Source organism: Bradyrhizobium sp. 63_E2_N1_3, from assembly GCF_052076005.1.
Taxonomy (GTDB): Bacteria; Pseudomonadota; Alphaproteobacteria; order Rhizobiales; family Xanthobacteraceae; genus Bradyrhizobium; species Bradyrhizobium barranii.
In genome coordinates this window covers 3,101,461-3,120,158 of record NZ_CP197235.1, presented here as the reverse complement: position 1 = coordinate 3,120,158, position 18,698 = coordinate 3,101,461, and the positions used below count along the sequence as shown (strand labels likewise).

The 18,698-nt window shown below is 65.5% G+C and carries 13 protein-coding genes; 2 read left to right on the top strand and 11 right to left on the bottom strand.

The features are described 5' to 3' along the window. Positions 1-8: 8 nt before the first annotated feature. From AB7531_RS14405 to AB7531_RS14380, 6 genes are all read right to left on the bottom strand, one after another. Positions 9-2,816, bottom strand: coding sequence for a helix-turn-helix transcriptional regulator (locus AB7531_RS14405; RefSeq protein WP_436855419.1), 2,808 nt, complete (start codon positions 2,814-2,816; stop codon positions 9-11). Positions 2,817-2,970: 154 nt separating this feature from the next. Further along, positions 2,971-4,497 (bottom strand): murein biosynthesis integral membrane protein MurJ, encoded by a 1,527-nt coding sequence (murJ, locus tag AB7531_RS14400; protein ID WP_063982211.1) that lies wholly within the window; start codon positions 4,495-4,497, stop codon positions 2,971-2,973. Positions 4,498-4,767: 270 nt separating this feature from the next. After that, complete coding sequence (locus tag AB7531_RS14395) at positions 4,768-5,919, bottom strand: DegT/DnrJ/EryC1/StrS family aminotransferase (protein WP_063982210.1); 1,152 nt, start codon at positions 5,917-5,919, stop codon at positions 4,768-4,770. Positions 5,920-5,959: 40 nt separating this feature from the next. After that, a complete protein-coding gene (locus AB7531_RS14390) occupies positions 5,960-6,964 on the bottom strand; it encodes a Gfo/Idh/MocA family protein (protein WP_063982209.1) in 1,005 nt (334 codons plus the stop codon). Between the two features lie 181 nt (positions 6,965-7,145). Then, on the bottom strand, positions 7,146-8,558 hold the full coding sequence (locus AB7531_RS14385) for a mannose-1-phosphate guanylyltransferase/mannose-6-phosphate isomerase (protein WP_063986234.1): 1,413 nt from the start codon (positions 8,556-8,558) through the stop codon (positions 7,146-7,148). A 7-nt stretch (positions 8,559-8,565) separates the two neighbouring features. Beyond that, positions 8,566-9,555 (bottom strand): SDR family NAD(P)-dependent oxidoreductase, encoded by a 990-nt coding sequence (locus AB7531_RS14380; protein WP_063982208.1) that lies wholly within the window; start codon positions 9,553-9,555, stop codon positions 8,566-8,568. 221 nt (positions 9,556-9,776) lie between these two features. On the opposite strand from AB7531_RS14380, the gene AB7531_RS14375 reads away from it, so the two are divergent. Continuing rightward, positions 9,777-10,736 (top strand): lysylphosphatidylglycerol synthase transmembrane domain-containing protein, encoded by a 960-nt coding sequence (locus tag AB7531_RS14375; RefSeq protein WP_063982207.1) that lies wholly within the window; start codon positions 9,777-9,779, stop codon positions 10,734-10,736. Between the two features lie 26 nt (positions 10,737-10,762). Continuing rightward, a complete protein-coding gene (locus AB7531_RS14370; protein WP_371498143.1) occupies positions 10,763-11,752 on the top strand; it encodes an MraY family glycosyltransferase in 990 nt (329 codons plus the stop codon). Here the strand turns inward: AB7531_RS14370 and AB7531_RS14365 are convergent. The 5 genes from AB7531_RS14365 to rfaE1 form a co-directional block, all read right to left on the bottom strand. After that, entirely contained in the window at positions 11,740-12,687 is a 948-nt protein-coding gene (locus tag AB7531_RS14365; RefSeq protein ID WP_063982205.1) for an NAD-dependent epimerase/dehydratase family protein, read from the bottom strand. The two genes, AB7531_RS14370 and AB7531_RS14365, sit on opposite strands and share 13 nt — an antisense overlap. Further along, the gene (locus AB7531_RS14360; RefSeq protein WP_063982204.1) at positions 12,684-13,904 is read right to left on the bottom strand and encodes a glycosyltransferase family 4 protein; all 1,221 of its coding nucleotides are present in this window, start codon (positions 13,902-13,904) and stop codon (positions 12,684-12,686) included. Before AB7531_RS14360 ends, AB7531_RS14365 begins: the two co-directional genes overlap by 4 nt. Before the next feature lie 2 nt (positions 13,905-13,906). After that, positions 13,907-15,820, bottom strand: a complete 1,914-nt coding sequence (locus AB7531_RS14355) for a nucleoside-diphosphate sugar epimerase/dehydratase (protein WP_063982203.1) — start codon at positions 15,818-15,820, stop codon at positions 13,907-13,909. Between the two features lie 99 nt (positions 15,821-15,919). Then, on the bottom strand, positions 15,920-17,215 hold the full coding sequence (locus AB7531_RS14350; protein WP_436855424.1) for an O-antigen ligase family protein: 1,296 nt from the start codon (positions 17,213-17,215) through the stop codon (positions 15,920-15,922). Continuing rightward, positions 17,212-18,696 carry a D-glycero-beta-D-manno-heptose-7-phosphate kinase gene (gene rfaE1, locus AB7531_RS14345; RefSeq protein WP_135214518.1) on the bottom strand — a complete coding sequence of 495 codons (1,485 nt, stop codon included), beginning with the start codon at positions 18,694-18,696 and terminating at the stop codon, positions 17,212-17,214. The genes AB7531_RS14350 and rfaE1 overlap by 4 nt, the downstream gene beginning before the upstream one ends. Positions 18,697-18,698: the final 2 nt, after the last annotated feature.

The window sequence follows — 18,698 nt, the reverse complement described above, 5'->3', positions numbered from 1 at the left end:
GACGGCGATCAGTCCGCGGGGCGGCTGATGCTTGCGAGAACGGGGCGTAGCCCGGACCGCGAGGTGATTCCGGCCTTCGAAAAGATCCGGTGCAGGTGGTACCCGACAGTTCTGTGGGACAGATACAGTCTGGCGCCGATCTCCTTGTTCGAGAGACCTTCGGCGGCGAGTTGCGCGATGTGAAGCTCCTGCGGGGTCAGCGTGTCCCACACCTGTTCGGTTCGCCGGCGGCTGGTTTCGCCCGACGCTCGCAGTTCCTCGCGGGCCCGATCGCTCCAGGGCGAAGCGCCGAGCGCATCGAACATGTCGCGTGCCTCGCGCAACGGAGCCCTCGCATTGGCGGATCTGCGCTGGCGGCGCAGCCATCCGCCATAGGCCAGGAGAAAACGGGCTCGCAGGAACGGCCATTTCTTCGCGGCCGGCCCAGGACCTTGCAGTCCAAGACCTTGCAGGAAGAACGGCTCGGCGTCTTCCGGCGCAGCGAGGAACGCCTTGCCATATTGCAGCATCGTCCCGACCCACGGCACCGGCGTCGGAGCCGAGGCGCGCTCGATCTCATCAAGCACGCGGCTCGCCTCGTCCGCATTACCGGACGACACGGCGGCCTCCACGAAATCCGCGAGGCCAAAGAACTGAAGGCCGAAATTGAAAGCGGGATCGGCCGGCGTGAACAGGCGTCGCAGATGCTCAAAGGCCTCCCAATGCCGGCCCGCGCCGATTGCGGATACGCCTCGTGCGATCTGCAACATGGCCAGCAGGAAACTCGCGCCGATGGACAGGGCCAGGGCTTCCGCCTGCGCCGCATACGCTTCGGATTGCTCCAGATTGCCTTGCATTCCTGCGAGCCTGGCTTTCAGGATCGTGGCTGCGGCAATCCACGGAAGCCCGCCGGTCTCTTCGGCAAGCCGGGCGGATTCCTCGGCCTCCCTCATCGCGCCCCGCCAGTCACCGACTTCCATTTCCGCCCACCCTTGGGCGAAAAGCACCCGGGCGAGATCGCTGAGCCGTCCCTGCATGCGCAGCACGGCACTGGACTCGGCGAGAAAGTTCACGCCGATGTCGAAGGTCCCGATGACATTGGCGGTGCTGCCGAGGATGCTCGCAACGGTGGGGTCGCTGTGCGCCGTTCCCGCAAGCCCCTGAAGCTTGAGGTACAAGTCCGCCCCCCGCCGCAGCGGCTCGACGTAAGCGGATATCGCGATCAGGCGGGGGTCCCCGTCAGGCAATTCCAGCCGCGCAGCCGCATCGTGAACCCTTGCGCAGAGTTCATCGCTTGCGCTGCTCCACCAGCAGCGTTGCGCGGCTCGCCAAAGAAGATTGGCGGCCAGATCGATCGCGCCGGCGGCGTGGGCTTTCGCGGCGAACCCGATCAATGCGAGAATCTTCGCGGGATCGTTGACCGCCGGGGGCTGGCTGATCTCACGGCACCAGGCGATCCGGACCAGCGCCAACTGGTTCGTCTCGTCGATGTCGGCCTGCCGCAGCAGGCGCTCCATGAGCTCCGGCTGCCCCAGATCGGCGGCGAGTTCGGCTGCCCGCAACAGCCGGTCGCCTCTCGCCTTCGCCGTGCTGCTCAGCCGTGCCGCGCTTTCCAGAACCTCGATCGCCATCGCCACGGCGCCGCGCCGCAACGCGCGCGCCGCCATCAGGTCGTATTCGCCGGCGAGCTCGTCGTCAGGTCCGATCGTTGCTGCGGAACGATGCCACAATTGGCGGTCGAGCTGATCGTGAATCACGGCAGCAAGCGCGGCGTGGATCCTTTGGCGGGTCGCCGGGTCGGCGGCCTGGTGCATGGCGGAGCGAACGAGCGGATGCCGAAACCTCACCTCCGTCCCGTTGATCTCGATGAGCTTCGCGGCGACCGCGGGCGCGATGGCAGCGATACCCACGCGCTCGCCCAACACGGCTTCGGCGGCGGAAAGGATTTCGTGGAGCGATGTCCCGTCGTTCTCCGCCGTCACGAACAACAGCAATTGCGCGATGTGCGGGAGGTCGGACAAGCGACTGGAGAAGGCGCGCTCGAGCCGGTCGGTCAGCGGAAGCCACGGCGCATCTCCAGCGGCTCGTTCTCCGCGGGGCAGCTCCACAAGGGCCAGCGGATTGCCCGAGGCCTCCCGAAGGAAGCGGCTGCGCAGCTCCGCGGGAAGGCCCGGCGCATTGGCATCGAGCAGATGTTCGGCATCGGCCGCGTCAAGCCCTGAAAGTCGCAGCCTCAGGGTGGAGGCGTCGCCAAGCGAACTCTTGAAGTCGTCGCGCATGGCGACCACGAGAACGATCGGGTCCGAGCTCAGTCTGCGCGAGACGAAGGCCAGCACCTCAAAGGTCGCCTGATCCAGCCATTGGGCATCGTCGGCAACAAGCAGCAGAGGCTCGCGCGTCGCCCTTTCGCTCAGAAGAGACAGCGTCGCGAGCGCAACCAGGAAGATATCGGGCGGCCCCGCGTCGTCATGCATGCCAAAAGCGGCCAGCAAGGCCGATCGCTGGCGAGGGACAAGGCCCTCGGCCCCTTTCATCAGCGGACGCAAGGCCTGTTCAAGTGCTGCAAACGGCAAATGGACTTCGGCGAGGACGCCGGTCATGCTCAAGACGGAGAAGCCGCGTTCACTGGCTCTGTGCCTGGCAACATCGAGGAGCGCAGATTTTCCGATGCCGGGCTCACCGCTGATAACAAGCGTGGATCCACCTTGGTCGATCCGTTCGATCAGGTGATCGATCAGCGCAATGTCCTGCGCGCGACCCTGCAAACTGGGGGACGCAAGGGTAGCACCAACCCGCCCTTTCCGCGGCGAGGTCGCCTTTTTCGCCCGTCTGGTCATCGCATAACCGTTGGTGAGACCGCACCCTTTCGAACTCGACCGAGGTTAAACGTTACCATGTACCGGGAACCAGAGGAGAGCCATATACGTGATGGCTGCTTCCGGCGTGTCTCGCCTGCTGCAGCAGGCTTTGGCCCGTCGGATTGATACAGGCCTAGCCACGCACCAGCGAGACCAACCAGCTGCGGCCGAACAGGATGAGGATCGCGAGCGCGTAGACGATGGTGCCTCCGACGGCCAGCAGCACTAGCATCAGCTCATCGCGGAAGTGCATCGAGCCCAGCATAGAACCGCTGAAGCGTGCGATCAGCCAGAACGTGGCGGCGAGGATCAGTCCGGTCAGCAGGAATTTGGCGAGCGACAACAGCCAGGCGCGGTCCAGCACGAGAAAGCCTCGCCGCACGGCGAAGAAGAGCACCAGCAACAGATTGGTCCAGACACCGACAGCTGTCGCCAGCGCCAAACCGATCTGGGCGAGCGATCCCATCAAGGCCACCTTCAGGGCAACGTTGACCGCGATGCCGGTCAACGAGGCGCGAACCGGCGTTGCGGTGTCCTTGCGGGCATAGAAGGTCGCGACCGCACTGCGGATCAGCACGAAGGGGATCAGGCCGATGGCATAGGCCGCGAGCGTGGCGCCGGCGGCGGCGGCGTCGGCCTTCGAGAACGCCCCGCGGGCGAACAGCGCACGCATGATCGCGTCGGGCACGGTGATGAAGGCCGCCACGAACGGCACCGAGAACAGCAGCGTGAAATCGAAGGCGCGGCGCTGCGCCTTCATCGCGCCGTCATGGTCGTTGGCGGTGATCCGCCGCGACATCTCCGGCAGCAGCACCGTGCCTATCGCGATGCCGATCACGCCGATCGGCAGCTGGTTGAGGCGGTCGGCATAATAGAGCGCCGACAGCGCGCCTGCGGGCAGGAAGGTCGCGATGATGGTGTCGGCGAACAGCGCGACCTGTGTGCCCATCGATCCCAGCGTCGCCGGCCCAAGCGCCTTGAAGAAGCTGCGGACGTCCTCGTCGAGCTTCAGCGGCGCAAAGCGCGGCAGGCCGCCATGGCGCGCGAGATCGCCCGCGAGCAGGAAATATTGCAGGAAGCCGGAAATCAGGACGCCCCAGGCGGCGGCGTGGCCTGCGCTGGGAAACCAGGCGGCGAGCGCCAGCGTCATCATCATGGAGATGTTGAGGAAGATCGATGCCGCCGCGGCACTGGCAAAGCGCTGCATCACGTTGAGCATGCCGCCGTAGAGCGTCACCAGCGTGATCAGCAGCAGATAAGGAAAGGTGATCCGCGTCAGCTCGATCGCGAGCTTGCGCTGCTCGGCGTCCTCGGAAAAGCCCGGCGCCAGAATGCTCATGGCCTGCGGCATGAACAGCCAGGCGACGATCAGCAACACCACCTGCGAGGCCAGCAGCAGCGTGAAGATGCGGTCGGCGAACAGTTTTGCCGCCCCCTCCCCGCGCTCGCCATGGACATGCGCATAGGCCGGCACCCAGGCGGCGTTGAAGGCGCCCTCGGCGAAGATCGCGCGGAAATGATTGGGCAGCCGCAGCGCCACGAAAAAGGCGTCGGCCACGGGGCCGGCGCCGAGGATCGCCGCGAGCATGATGTCGCGGGCAAATCCCGTCAGCCGCGAGAGCAGCGTGTAACCACCAACCGTGAAGATGCGTCCGAGCATGCGTCTGTTTTAGAGACTTATCGGCCCAACGATAAGGCTTTGAAGTTTGACGTGATCAAAAAAGACGGGCGCTCGGCTTGCGATGTGCATTGCTGTGCCCTCTCCCCTTGTGGGAGAGGGCAGCGCCGCAGGTAGATACAAACTCAATCGGGTGAGGGGTCTCTCTCCCAGCTTTCCGTGCGGAGAGAGACCCCTCACCCGTCTCGCCGCTATCGCGACGAGCCACCCTCTCCCACAGGGGGAGAGGGAAAGAAGGGCAAAACAGCGAAATCAGCCCGCGATCGCGCCGCGGACTGCGGCGATGATTCGCTCCTGGTCGGCTTCGGTCAGGTAGGCGTGCATCGGCAGGCTGATGACGTCCTGCGACAGGTTCTCGCAGCCCGGCAGGCCGCCGTCGGCGACCGGATACTGCTTGTAGGCGGTCTGCTGGTGCATCGACTTGCCGTAATAGATCGCGGTCGGCACGCCCTGGGCCTTCAGCGCGGCAGCAAAGCCGTCGCGGTCGGTGCCCTCAGGAAGACGGATCGTGTACTGCGCCCAGACCGAGGTATTGCCCGGCGCAAGCCGCGGCACGGTGACGACGTTGGACAGGCCACGCGCGTAACGCTCCGCAACCTTGTTGCGGGCGGCGATCTCGTCGTCGAAAATCTTCAGCTTCTCGATCAAGATCGCGGCCTGCATGGTGTCGAGCCGGCCGGTCAGGCCGAGGCGGACGTTGTCGTATTTGTCCACGCCCTGCCCGTGCACGCGGATGCTGCGCAGCGTCGCCGCGAGTTCGTCGTCATCGGTGAAGATCGCGCCGCCGTCGCCGAAGCAGCCGAGCGGTTTGGCCGGGAAGAAGCTGGTCGCGGTGGCGAGCCCGAAGGTGCCGAGCTTGCAGCCCTTGTAGCTCGCACCAAATCCTTGGGCTGCGTCATCGAGCACGAACAGGCCCTCGGCCCTGGCGATCTCGGCGATGGAATCGTGGTCGGCGGGCTGCCCGAACAAATCGACCGGAATCACCGCGACCGGCTTCAGGCCGGCCTTGCGGGCGGTCGCGATGCCGCGCTTCAGCGACTCCGGGCTCATGTTGAAGGTGGCTTCATCGACATCGACGTAAACAGGCGTCGCACCGGTCCGCGCCACCGGCGAGGCGGTTGCGATGAAGGTGAAGGACGGGCACAGCACGGCATCGCCGGGGCCGACATTCTTCGCCATCATGACCATCAGGATCGCATCGGTGCCGCTGGCGCAGCCGATCACGTGCTTGGCGCCGCTATAGGCCGCAAGCTGCTTCTCGAGCTCGGCGACTTCCGGGCCGTTGACGAACTGGCAATGGTCGAGGACGCGCTTGACTGCGGCATCGAGCGAGGCGCCGAGCCGGCGGCGCTGCGAGGCGACGTCGATGAAGGGAATGGGTTCGGAACGCAGATGCTGGTTCATGGCGCCTTGCGGGTTTTGAGCGGTCGACATGGAGAAGAGATCAGCCCGCGACGCGGCGCGGACCCTTGCGGGCGGACGACGTGGCTGCGGGCCGCGACGGTGTTTCCAGGCACTGCGTGGCGATCTCGAGACTGGCGACGCCCTCGTCGCCGGTGACCGCCGGCGTCTCGCCGTTGCGGACGGCCTTCAGAAACGCGATCAGCTCGGCGCGGAGCGGCTCGTCGTGGCCGACCGGCAGATGCCGCATCGAATAGCTGCCGTCCGGCTTGAAGCCGAAGCACTCGGTGACCTGACGCGTCAACAGATCGCCCATCACGTATTTGCCGCGGGTCGCGACCGTGACGCTGCGCGCCTTGAACGGCGTCAGCCAGTTGGTGTTGATGTGCGCGAGCACACCGTTGGCGGTGCGGAACTGCAGGAGCGCGATGTCCTCGCGCTCGGCGACCGCGCTCGACAATTGCGGCTGCACCTCGACGATGTCGGATTCGGTGAACCAGCGGATCAGATCGATGTCGTGCACGGCGAGATCGATGACGACGCCGACATTGGACATGCGCGGCGGGAACGGACCGACACGGGTGATCGCGATGGAGAGAATATCCTCGCCCGCGATCGCCTGCTTGACGGCGGCGACCGCCGGATTGAAGCGCTCGACATGGCCGATCATCAGCGTGACGCCGGCCTTTTGCGCGGCGGCGACGATCTCGCGGCCTTCCGCGACCGTGGAGGCGATCGGCTTCTCCACCAGAACGTGGACGTCCCTGGCGATGCAGGCCAGCGCGACCTCGTGATGCAGATGGGTCGGCGCGGCGATGGTGACGGCGTCGACACCTTCGGCGAGGAGCTGGTCGAGCGTCTCGAAACCCTGGCAGCTGGCAAGCTCGGTGGTGCGCGTCAGATGCGCTGGCGACGGATCGACCACACCGACGAGGCTGACGCCTGGAAGACCCGCGAGCACGCGCGCATGGTTGCTGCCCATCACGCCCGCGCCAACGACGCCAACGCGCAAGCCGGCCTTTGCCGGTGCAAACCCTTTGGAACTCATCTGAGTAAACCCCGATTCAACGCAAATCCCCGGGCCGCTTCTAGCACGGGCGCCACATTTGTGGCGAATGTCAGCCGAATTGACCGGACACGATTTGATTCAAAAAGTTACACGTTCTCCGGGCCTTAGCGCCAAAAGCTTGCGCCTTCCGGCCCGGGTCGCGTGATTCGGAGCTTGCTGGTTACGACCTTTGATAGTCGTCTTCAATCCGGATGATGTCGTCTTCCCCGAGATAGCTTCCGGTCTGGACCTCGATGAGTTCCAGCATGATCTTGCCGGGATTCTCCATCCGATGCACCGCGCCCATCGGGATGTAGATGGACTCGTTCTCGTGCACCGTCTTGACGGTCTCGTTGACGGTCACCCGGGCGGCACCGCGGACGACGATCCAGTGCTCGGCACGATGATGGTGCTTCTGCAGCGACAGCCGCCCGCCCGGCTTGACGACAATGCGCTTGACCTGATGACGCTCGCCATTGTCGACGGACTGGTAGCTGCCCCAGGGCCGGTGCACCTTGAGATGCTCCTCGGTGACCTTCGGTGCGACCGCCTTCAGCTTCGTCACCAGGCGCTTCAGGCCGTTGGCATCCTTCTGGCGCGAGACCAGCACCGCATCTGCGGTGGCGACCACGACGAGATCGTCGACGCCTTCGAGCGCGACCAGCGCTGCATCAGTGGTGACGTTGCAGTTGCGCGAGTCTTCGAACACCGCACTGCCATGCGAAGCATTGCCTTGCGCGTCCTTCTCCGACAATTCCCACACCGCGTGCCAGGAGCCGACGTCGGACCAGCCGCAGGACACCGGCACGACCGCTGCGCGCGAGGTCTTCTCCATCACCGCATAGTCGATCGAGATCGCCTTCGCCGCGCCGAACGCCTCGGGCTCCAGCGTCACGAAGCCGAGATCGCGGCCGGCATTGCTCACCGCGTTGGAGATCGCCTCGACGCTCGCCGCGTCGACCCTGCGGTATTCGTCGAGCAGGACAGTGGCCGGGAACATGAAGTTGCCGCTGTTCCAGAGATAGCCCGAACTGACGTAGTCGGCCGCCTTCACGGCATCAGGCTTTTCGACGAAGCGCGCGACGGCGTGCACCTCGCCGGAGACCACCTCGCCCGGGCTGATATAGCCGTATTCAGTCGCCGGCCGCTCCGGCTTGACGCCGAAGGTGACGATGCGCCCGGCGCTCGCGGCGGTGAGGCCTTCACGGCACGCCGCGACGAAGGCCGCATTGTCCTGCACCACGTGGTCGGCGGCGAGCGCGAGCACGATCGCGTCACTGGAGCGGTTCTGCGCGAACACCGCGCCCGCGGCGATCGCGGGGCCGGAATCGCGCCGCATCGGCTCGAGGATCACGTCGGCCTCGATGCCGATCTCGGCGAGCTGCTCCAGCACCATGAAGCGATAGGACGCATTGGTGATGACGATCGGACGATCGAACAGCGAGGCATCGGACACGCGCAGCAGCGTGTCCTGGAAGGTCGAGCGCGTGCCGAACAGCGGCAGGAACTGTTTTGGGCGCACCTCGCGCGAAGCCGGCCACAGCCGCGTGCCGGCACCGCCGCACATGATCAGGGGGATAATGCGTTTGTCCATCGTCATTTCAAACCTTGAAGTAGTCCCGATACCAGGTGACAAAATTACGGACCCCGAGCGCGATCGGCGTTGACGGTGCAAAGCCGGTGTCGCGCGTCAGATCCTCGACATCCGCGAACGTTTCCAAGACGTCTCCCGGCTGCATCGGCAGCAATTCTTTGATTGCCGTCCGACCCAGCTCCTGCTCCAGAAGCCCGACGACATGCATCAGCTCTTCCGGACGGTGGTTGCCGACATTGTAGACCTTAGACGGCGCATTTGCGGCAGCCGGGTCATCCGCGGGCACCCGATCGATGAGCTTGGATACCACACGGGTGACGTCGTCAATATAGGTGAAGTCGCGACGCATTTTGCCATGGTTAAAGAGCCGGATCGGACGCTCCGCCATGATGGCGTTCACGAACAGAAACAGGGCCATGTCGGGCCGGCCCCACGGGCCGTAGATTGTGAAGAAGCGCAGGCCCGTGACCGGCAGCCGGTAGAGATGGCTGTAGGACTGCGCCATCAATTCGTTCGCCTTCTTGGTCGCGGCATAGAAGCTCACCGGATGGTCGGTGCGGTCCTGCACGGCAAATGGCAGTTTAGTGTTGGCGCCATAAACGGAGGATGACGAGGCGTAGACGAGATGACGACAAGAGTTGTTGCGGCAGCCCTCCAGCACGTTGAGAAAGCCCTGGAGATTGGAATCGGCGTAAGTGTGCGGATGGTCGATCGAGTAGCGCACGCCGGCCTGGGCCGCGAGATGCACGACTTTGTCAAATCGATGTCGCGCAAACAGCGCCGCGATGGTCTCGCCGTCGGCAAGATCGGCCTCGACGAAGGCGAAGCGGGAATCGTTTCGAAGCAGCGCCAGGCGCGCCTGTTTCAGCGCCGGATCGTAATAGCTGTTGAGATTGTCGAGCCCGACCACGGGCCGGCCCTCGGCCAGGAGCTGCCGGGCGACGTGAAAGCCGATGAACCCGGCGGCTCCCGTGACCAAAATCGCCTGATCCGTCATCCTGTTCCCAAGCGATCTGTTGCCACGCGGTCCCCAAGCCGGCCCCGCGGCGCCTCTTTAGCCGCGGTATCGAGGCCGTCGCAATAGCCTCGCCGCTATTCGTCACCGCTCCAGATAAGCGCTATTGCAAGATCGGCGCCAAGACCATACCAAAGCGGCCGAATTCGACGCCTCGCGTCGGGTTGCCTCAAATCTTCGCAAACCCTGATCAAGCGGGCGAGATGCGCCGAATCCTGCTGTCGACGGCCAAAATCCTGATTTCCGGAGCGCTACTCTACCTGGCGCTGCGCAAGGTCGATCTGTCCGAACTGTTTTCACGCCTGACCGCGACCAGCCTGCTCTGGATCGCCATGGCGATCGCGGTCACGTTCCTGCAAATCTTCGTCGGCGTGGTCCGCTGGCGCGAGGTCAGCGCCGAATGCGGCGCGCCGCTCGAGCTCGGCCGCGCGATGCGCTACAACGTGATCGGTGCGTTCTTCAACCAGACGCTGCCCTCCGCGATCGGTGGCGATGCGGTCCGGCTGTGGTTGGTTGCGCGCGCTGGCGCCGGATGGCGTGCGGCCACCTACTCGATCTTCGTCGACCGCGCGATCGGCCTTGTCGCGCTGGCGATCGTCGTCGTCGCGAGCCTGCCCTGGAGCTACGGGCTCATCACCGATCCGCACGGACGCTCGGCGCTGCTGCTCGTCGATTTCGCCGCGCTCGCGGGCGGCGTCGGTTTCCTGATCTTCGGCGCGCTGAAATGGTCGTGGCTGAAGACCTGGTGGGCCACCCATCACATCCACGCCTGCGCCGTGATTGCCAACCGCGTGATCTTCAACGCCAAGCGCGGACCGATCGTCGCAATTCTGTCGCTTCTCGTTCACGTGCTCGCCGTCGTCATTGCGTGGTGCGTGGTGAAGTCGATTGCCGCACCCGTCAGCTTCGGCCAAACATTCCTCCTCATTCCGCCGATCATGCTGATCACCCTGATGCCGATCTCGATCGCCGGCTGGGGCGTGCGCGAGGCGACGATGGGCCTGGCCTTCGGTTTCGCCGGGCTTTCCGCCAATGAAGGCGTTAACGTCTCGCTGCTATTCGGCGCCGTGCTCTTCATCGTCGGCGCGATCGGCGGCCTGGTCTGGATCTTCAGCGCGGAGAAGGCCGCGAAAGGGTCGGCGCCGCTCGGGGTGCCGCAGTGAGCCCAACTGTCGACGCTGTTGCCGTCATGTCGTCGCTACTTGCCGTCGCGGTCGCCGCGCTGATGTCGGCGATCATCACCTGGACCAGCCGTCCCCTGCTCCAGCGCTATGCCCTGGCGCGACCGAATGCCCGTTCCTCGCATCGCATTCCGACCCCGCAGGGCGCCGGCATCGCGGTGATCACCGCCACGCTGCTGGTCGCATCGGCCTGGGCCGCCTGGGCGAACGTTGCGATCCCGCCGGCGCTAGTCATTACAACGATCGTGATCGCCCTGGTCGGATTCGCCGACGACATCGTGTCGCTGCCAGTGTTGGCGCGGCTGGCGCTGCAAGCAGCCTGCGTCGGCGCGGTCGTGTTCACCGCGTCCGAGACTGCGCGCATCGTGCCGGCACTGCCCCTTCCGCTCGAGCGTGGCCTCATCCTGCTCGCCGGCGTCTGGTTCGTGAACCTCGTCAACTTCATGGACGGGCTGGACCTGATGACGGTCGCGGAAGTCGTGCCCGTCACCGCGGCGCTGCTGCTGCTGGGACTGCTCGGTGATCTCTCGTGGCCGGCGGCGCTGATCGCCACGGCAATGTGCGGCGCCATGCTCGGCTTTGCGCCGTTCAACCGTCCGGTCGCAAAAGTGTTTTTGGGCGATGTCGGCAGCCTGCCGATCGGCCTTTTGCTCGGCTGGTGCCTGCTGGAGCTCGCCTGGCATGGGCAGCCGGCTGCGGCACTGCTGCTGCCGGCCTATTACCTCGTCGATTCCACCATCACGCTGTTTCGGCGCATCGCGCGCCGCGAACAATTCTGGTCGGCGCACCGCTCGCACTTCTACCAGCGCGCCACCGACAACGGCTTCACGGTCCGCCGCGTGATCGGCGATGTGTTCGCGCTCAATCTATTGCTGGCTGTGCTTGCCATCATCACGGTTCGCGCAAGCTCGACCTCGGTCACATGGCTCGCGCTTGTCGCGGGCGCGATCGCAATCGGATTCGTCCTGCACCGCTTCTCCCGACCTCACGCGTCCTGAGCCGACAGCGCGAGCCGCAGGCCCTCGTCGAGGGAGACCTGCGGCTGCCAGCCGGTCGCGATCGCCTTGGCGAGGTTGAGCTCGAGCGAGCCGATCAGGCTGTCATGAGTATCCTGCCGGCCCATCACGCTGAGCAGCGTTGAGAGCAGGTCTGGCGGCATGCCGAACAGCCGCGAGGTCTTGCCGGCAGCCTTCGCCAGCCGCTCGATGAATTCGGGCGTCGAGACCTGTTCCGTGTCGGCGACCAGGAAGATCTCGAAATTGCTCGTGGGATCGGGGTGAGCCAGCCGGCGCAGGATGAACGACGACAGATTCTGCACGGCCAGGAACGCGCGCTGATTGCGGATCGCGCCAAAGGGCAGCGGCAGTCCCAGATTCACCGCACGCGTCAGCAGTGCGAAATTGCCCTTAGCGCCAGCGCCATAGACCAGCGGCGGCCTAATCACCGAGATCTTCATGTCGCTGTCGCGCGCCAGCGTCCTCAAGCCCGCCTCGGCGGCGGCCTTGGACATGCCGTAGAGGCCGCGCGGCGTGAGGATGTCCTCTTCGCAGAACGGCGCGCGGCCATCATTGCTGCGGCCGTGCACGAGAACGGTGCTGACGAAGATGAACTGGCGAACGCCCGCCGTTGCCGCGGAGCGCGCCAGGTGCAGCGTGCCGGCGATGTTGACGTTGCGGTAGAGCTGGACCGCGTGCTCCTCGTGCTTGTGATGCACGCGCGCGGCGAGATGGACCACGGCGTCGACGCCTTCGAGCGCCGCCTCCCAATCGGTATCGGGCCCGATCGATCCGATCGCGACCTCGTCCTCGATTCCCTCCGGCCTGCGCACCGCGCGGCGGACCGACCATCCCTCGCGCGCGAGCTCAGGCGCGACGTGGCGGCCGACGAAGCCGCTCGCCCCTGTCACCAGCACGACCGGTTTCCGCTCGCTCATCGTTGCTCCGTCAGATCGGGGTTGCGCAACAATTCGTCGATCAACCCGGCATAGGCGTTCATCGCGGTCGTCTGGTCGAATCTCGCTGCCGCCTTCACCGCGCGTTCGGCCATGGCGGCGGCGTCGCAACGTGATGCCGCGCGGATTGCGTCGGCGAGCTGATCGGCGCGGCCCGGCGTCACGACCCAGCCGAGCCCGTTCTCCACCACCGTCAACGCGGCCTCGGCCTCCGGCTCGGAGACCAGCGCCACCGGACGGCCGACCGCCAGCAGATTGTAGAACCGGCTCGGCACCGACACCCCCGCCACGTTCTTCCGGTACGGAATGATCCAGAGATTGGCAGCCGCCAGGAACGCCTCGAGCTCGGCATCCGCCACCCGCGCCACGAACGACACATTGGGCAAGTTCGCCTCGGCCTGCAACTGCTTCAGCCGCTTGAAGCCGATGCCCCAGCCGGACAGCAGGAAGTGGATGTCCCGCTCGTCCGTCAAAAGGCGTGCCGCCTCGAACACGATCTCCGGATCATGGGTGAAGCCAAGATTGCCCGACAGGCCGACAATGAATCGCGCGGAAAGCGCCTTGCGGAACGGATTGTCCGGCGCCAGGGGACGTGCCGCCGGTACGAGCGTCGCCCAGTTCGGGATGAAGCGGATCTTGTTCCGCGTCATGCCGGAATAGCTCAAGAGCGGCCGCTCCGCATCGCGGCCGATGGTGATGACGGCATTGAGCGCGCGGAACATCAGGCTGTTGGCCGCGCGCATCGTTCGCGTCACGAACGAGCCGGGCTTCAGGATTTCCGCCATCACGAGAACATCGGGGAAGAGGTCGTGCATGATCAGCGCCGAGCGCGCGCCCTTGCATCTTGCCGCGGCCGCGACCGCGTAAGGCAGCATGAACGGCGCGGTCACGGTGACCACGACGTCACCAGCCCTAAGCTCCCGGATCAACGCGAAGAAGGTGCGCGCCGCGAACAGCAGTTCGGAGGCGCCACGTCGCACCAGCGCGGCCTTTCCCGCCATCCGGTTCTTGATGGCAATTACGCGCGGCTTGCCTGGGCCGGTTTGCGAGGCCGGCAATTCGCCGGGCGAGCCCGACAGCACGATGACCTCGTGGTTGACGGCGACGCGGCAGGCGATCTCTGCCATGATCGCGGCGGTCGTGCTCGGATCAGGCGGATAATGCTGGCTCGCGACGACGATCTTGCCTTGAGACTGCATGGTCAGGCCGCGGTTGACCCGAATTCAGGAACCGCATCCTTCAGGATGGTCTTGATCGTGGCCCGATCGTCCCGCGCGATCGCCTGCTCCAGCGCCGCGATCCATTTGCGCAGCGTCTGCATCGGCGGCTCGTTCGGCTGCGCGGCCATGATGCCGGCGACACCGATCTCACGGGTCGGCTCCTCGGAGGCGAACAGGATTTCGTGCAGGCGCTCGCCCGGCCGCATGCCGGTGAACACGATCTCGATGTCGTAGCCGGGCTGGAGGCCCGAGAGGCGGATCATGCGCTCGGCGAGATCAACGATCTTCACCGGCTGGCCCATGTTGAGCACGTAGACCGAGACATCGGGTCGCTGCGTTCCGAGCGCATGCGTTGCCGCCGTGATGACGAGATCGCAGGCCTCGCGGATCGTCATGAAGTAGCGGACCATGTCGGGATGCGTCACCGTCACGGGGCCGCCGGCCTCGATCTGGGCTTTGAACTTCGGCACCACCGAGCCGTTCGATGCCAGAACGTTGCCGAACCGGACCGAGATCAACCGCATCGGCGGTCTCGCACTGCCGCTACCTGCGGCAAGATCGTGATCGAGCGCCTGGCAGTACATCTCGGCGAATCGCTTGGTGAGGCCGAGCATCGACACCGGCTCGATCGCCTTGTCGGTCGAGATCATCACCATGGCCTCGGCGCCGGCGCCGTGCGCCGCATCGGCAACGTTGATCGAGCCGAAGATGTTGGTCTTGACGCCCTCGCTCCAGTCGCGCTCCAGGATCGGCACGTGCTTGAGCGCGGCGGCGTGGAACACGATATCCGGCTTGAACTCCGCCATCAGGCGGATGATGCGCTCGCGGTCGCGGATGTCGGCGATCCGCCCCTCGATCGCGGCCGTAGCGCCCTGCGCAGCCAGCGTCTCCGTGACCGCGTAGAGCGCCGGCTCGGAATTTTCCACAATCAGCAAACGTGTGGCGCCGAAGGCAACGACACGCTCGCAGATCTCGGACCCGATCGATCCGCCGCCGCCGGTGACGATGACAGCCTTGCCCTTGATCAGAGCTTCGAGACGCGCATAGTCGATCTTTTCGCTCGGCCGCAGCAGGAGGTCCTCGACCGCGACGGCCGTGAGGCGCGGCGCGTCGCCGCTCTCCAGCGAGGGCATGCGGTTGACGATCACGCCCAGCTTGCGCGCGCGCATCAGGATCGATTCCGGATGAGCGTCCGGCTCGAACGCGGACGGCGTCATCACCAGGCGTGCGATCGGCTTGTGGCGTTTGGCGAAGTCGCCGACGACATCCTCGATGTCGTCGATGCCACCCAGCACCGGCACATTGCGGATGAGCTGGCCGCGATCCGAACTCGACGGCGACAGCACGCCCACCGGCCAGATGCGCTTGATCGCCCCGCTCTCGATGCCGCGCAAAAGCACCTCGGCATCCGCGGCGCGGCCGATCAGCAGCGTCGGCGCGGCATCCTCGGTTCGGGCATGACGCCGCACCCGCGTATAGCGGAAGTAGCGATAGGTCATGCGCAGCGCACTGAGGAAGGAGATCTCGAGGAACCAGTAGAGGACGATCGTCACCTTGCCGAGGAAGAAGGCGCCGCGGACGTTGGGGGCGACGAAAATGTAGTCGAGCGCCAGGAGGGCAACCGTCAGCACGGTCGCGACGCGGATGATGTTCAGCGCGTCAGGCAGCGAGATGAAGCGCCATTTCGTCGTGGTCAGATTGAAGAGGAAGAACACGACCACGCTGAAGGCGAGGAAGTAGGGCAGGATCCGGAACAGCAGCGGCAGCCGGTCGAAGAAGCCGTCGCCACCCTCGAAACGCACGTAGAAGGCTGCGAACAGCGCCGCCGTGGTCGCCAGCAGGTCGTGGAGCGCGATCAGGAAATTGCGCAAGGTGAGATGCGAAAGACGCGTCATCCGCCGACCGATGAAATCCCAGTTAGGTGCAACCTGACCGCGCTGATAGCCCATCTCGACAAGACTTGCCAGTACAAGACTTGCCAGCCGCGCGGCCGTTCAGGAACCAGCTTCCCCCACCTTCGCATCGACGCGTCTGGCCCGGATCACCATGCCGCCGGCAACGCCGACGCCGATGACATACATCCAGCCCTCGTGGAAGTCGAACAGATGGGAGTTGAACAGCGAGGTGAAGACGTTCTGCACCACGACCAGCAGGCCAACCCAATAGGCCAGCCCATCGCCGCGGAACAACAGGAGATGCAGGATCCAGGTCGCGTAGAGAACGGCGATGCCGATGACGCCCCATTGCACGGCGACATTGAGCGTCTGGTTATGCGGATTGCCGATCACCTCGGCGGAGGCCTGGTAGCCGCTGCCGGTCTTGACCTGCTCGAACAATCCGCGCGTCGAACCGGTGCCGTGCCCCTTGATCGGCGCCTCCGCGAAGAAGCCGAGCGATTTCCGCCAGAATTCGAGCCGCAGGCCCAGCGAGGTCGGCTCGCCCTTTTCGACATAGCGCGTGTAGTCGCTGGCGAAGGTGTCCGCGGTCTTGCGCAATTGCGGCGAGGCCTGCCAGGCGAGAGCGGCGCCGGCGAGCAGAGCGGCCGAGATGATCGCGATGCTGCGCCAGCGCAGGTGCAGCAGTGCGAACACGCCGAACATGATCGGAACGGTGACCAGCGCGGTGCGCGACACCACCACGAAGGCCATGTTGACGAAGAAGCTCAGAGCCAGCGCGATCAATAGTCCCGCGAACCAATAGCGCTTCTCGCGCAGCAGCATCACGATGGGATAGGCGAGCGCGACCGCGCACAGCGCGAATTCCTGGCTCTGGTCGATGTAGTTCTTGACGAAGATGCCGCGCTCGAGGTGATCGGGCTTGAGCGTCAGGTTGGGATAGAAGGCCACCAGCCACGACATCACCGAGAGCAGCGCGCAGGACACCAGGAACGCGATGAACATCCAGTGCCCGCGCGGCGAGCGCTCGAAATGATAGAGTAAGACCGGCAGCACGAGCAGCTTGACGGTCGGATTGACCGCATAGAGACGCGCGCCCCAGGCCGCATCCGACCACAGCGTGCCCACCAGCGCGAGCAGGACGAGCGCGATCGGCGCGGCTGCGATCGGGCGCTTCAGCGATTGCAGGAATGCGCGGACGTCGAGAAACGGCACCATGCAGAGCAGGAACACAGCGTTGAAGATCGCCGTGAGCGAGGTCGACCAGGGCAGCGACGCCACGGTCAGGATTGCGAACAGGTCGGCCGTCTCGTACCACGCCGCCGGGCTGCGAAAGCGCCGCCACAGCGTCTGGCCGGTCGTCTCCCGGGCGAGCGTCGTCGCTTGGTCCGTCACTTGCCCCCTCCCCGCGCGCGATGGACCAGCGCGGTCGTGCTGAAGCCCTCGAGGATGTCGACCAGCACGACGATTCCGCCGGCGGCCTCGACGACCTCATGGCCGACCACCTGCTCGCGGGTGTAGTCGCCACCCTTCACCAGCGCGCTCGGCTTGATCCGGGTGATCAAATCGATCGGCGTATCCTCCTCGAAGAGGACGACGAGGTCGACGGCTTCGAGCGCCGCGAGCACTTCCGCACGCGCACGTTCGTCCTGAACCGGGCGATCGGCGCCCTTCAACCGCCGCACCGAGGCATCGCTGTTGAGGCCGACGATCAGGCGATCGCAGGCTCTGCGCGCCGCGGTCAACACCTTGACGTGGCCGGGATGCAGGATGTCAAAGCAGCCATTGGTGAAGCCGACGCGCAGGTCCTGCCGGCGCCATTCCGCGAGCTGTGCGTCGAGCGTATCAGGCTCGAGCACGATCTTCTCCTCAGCCGCGAGATAAGCGTGCGGCAGGATATTCCGCCGCAGCTCGGCCGCGCTCACGCTGGCCGTGCCTTGCTTGCTGACGGCGACGGCAGCGGCCGCATTGGCCATCCGCAACGCCGTGTCCCAGTCCGCGCCCGCCGCGAGCGACACCGCAAGCGCGGCGGCGACGGTGTCACCGGCACCGGAGACGTCGCGCACCTTCACGGGGACAGCCGGAACATGAACGGCCTCGCCATTGCGCGGCACCAGCGTCATGCCGTGCTCGCCTTGCGTGACCAGGATCGCCTCGCAATCGGCGAGCCGCATCACGTCCTCGCTGGCATCGACGATGCTCTGCGGCGTGTCGGCGCGGCTGCGGGTCGCCTCCGAAAATTCCTTGCGATTGGGCGTGAGCAGCGTGGCGCCGCGATAGATCGCCCAGTTCAGGCTCTTGGGATCGACGATCACGGGCTTGCCGAGCGTTCGCGCGGCGTCGATCGTGTGACGGATCACGCGCGCGGTCAGCACGCCCTTGGCGTAGTCGGAGAGCAGTACGATGTCGGCGCGCGCGATCTGCGGCAGGATTGCGTCGATCAGCTTGGTCTCGATGTCGTCGGAGGCAGGCACCGCCTGCTCCCAATCCGCGCGCAGCATGTGCGTGGAAAAATGCTCGGAGACGAAGCGGACTTTTCGCGTGGTCGGCCGCGACGGATCGCACACCAGCGCGCTTTCGATGCCGGCATGCTCCGCAAGTGCCGCTTCGAGCCGCTTGCCCGCATCGTCCTCGCCGACGAGGCCGACAAAGATGCAGCGCGCCCCGAGGGACGCGATATTGCGCGCGACGTTTCCGGCGCCGCCGATATGGATCTCGCTGCGCTGGGCGGCGATCACGGGCGCCGGTGCTTCCGGCGAGATCCGCGACACCTCGCCATAGACGAACTCGTCCAGCATGATGTCGCCGATGCACAGCACCGTGCGGCCTGAGATGGCTTGCGCGAGGGCGTCGAAATCGAGAATGGGCGTCGGCATGG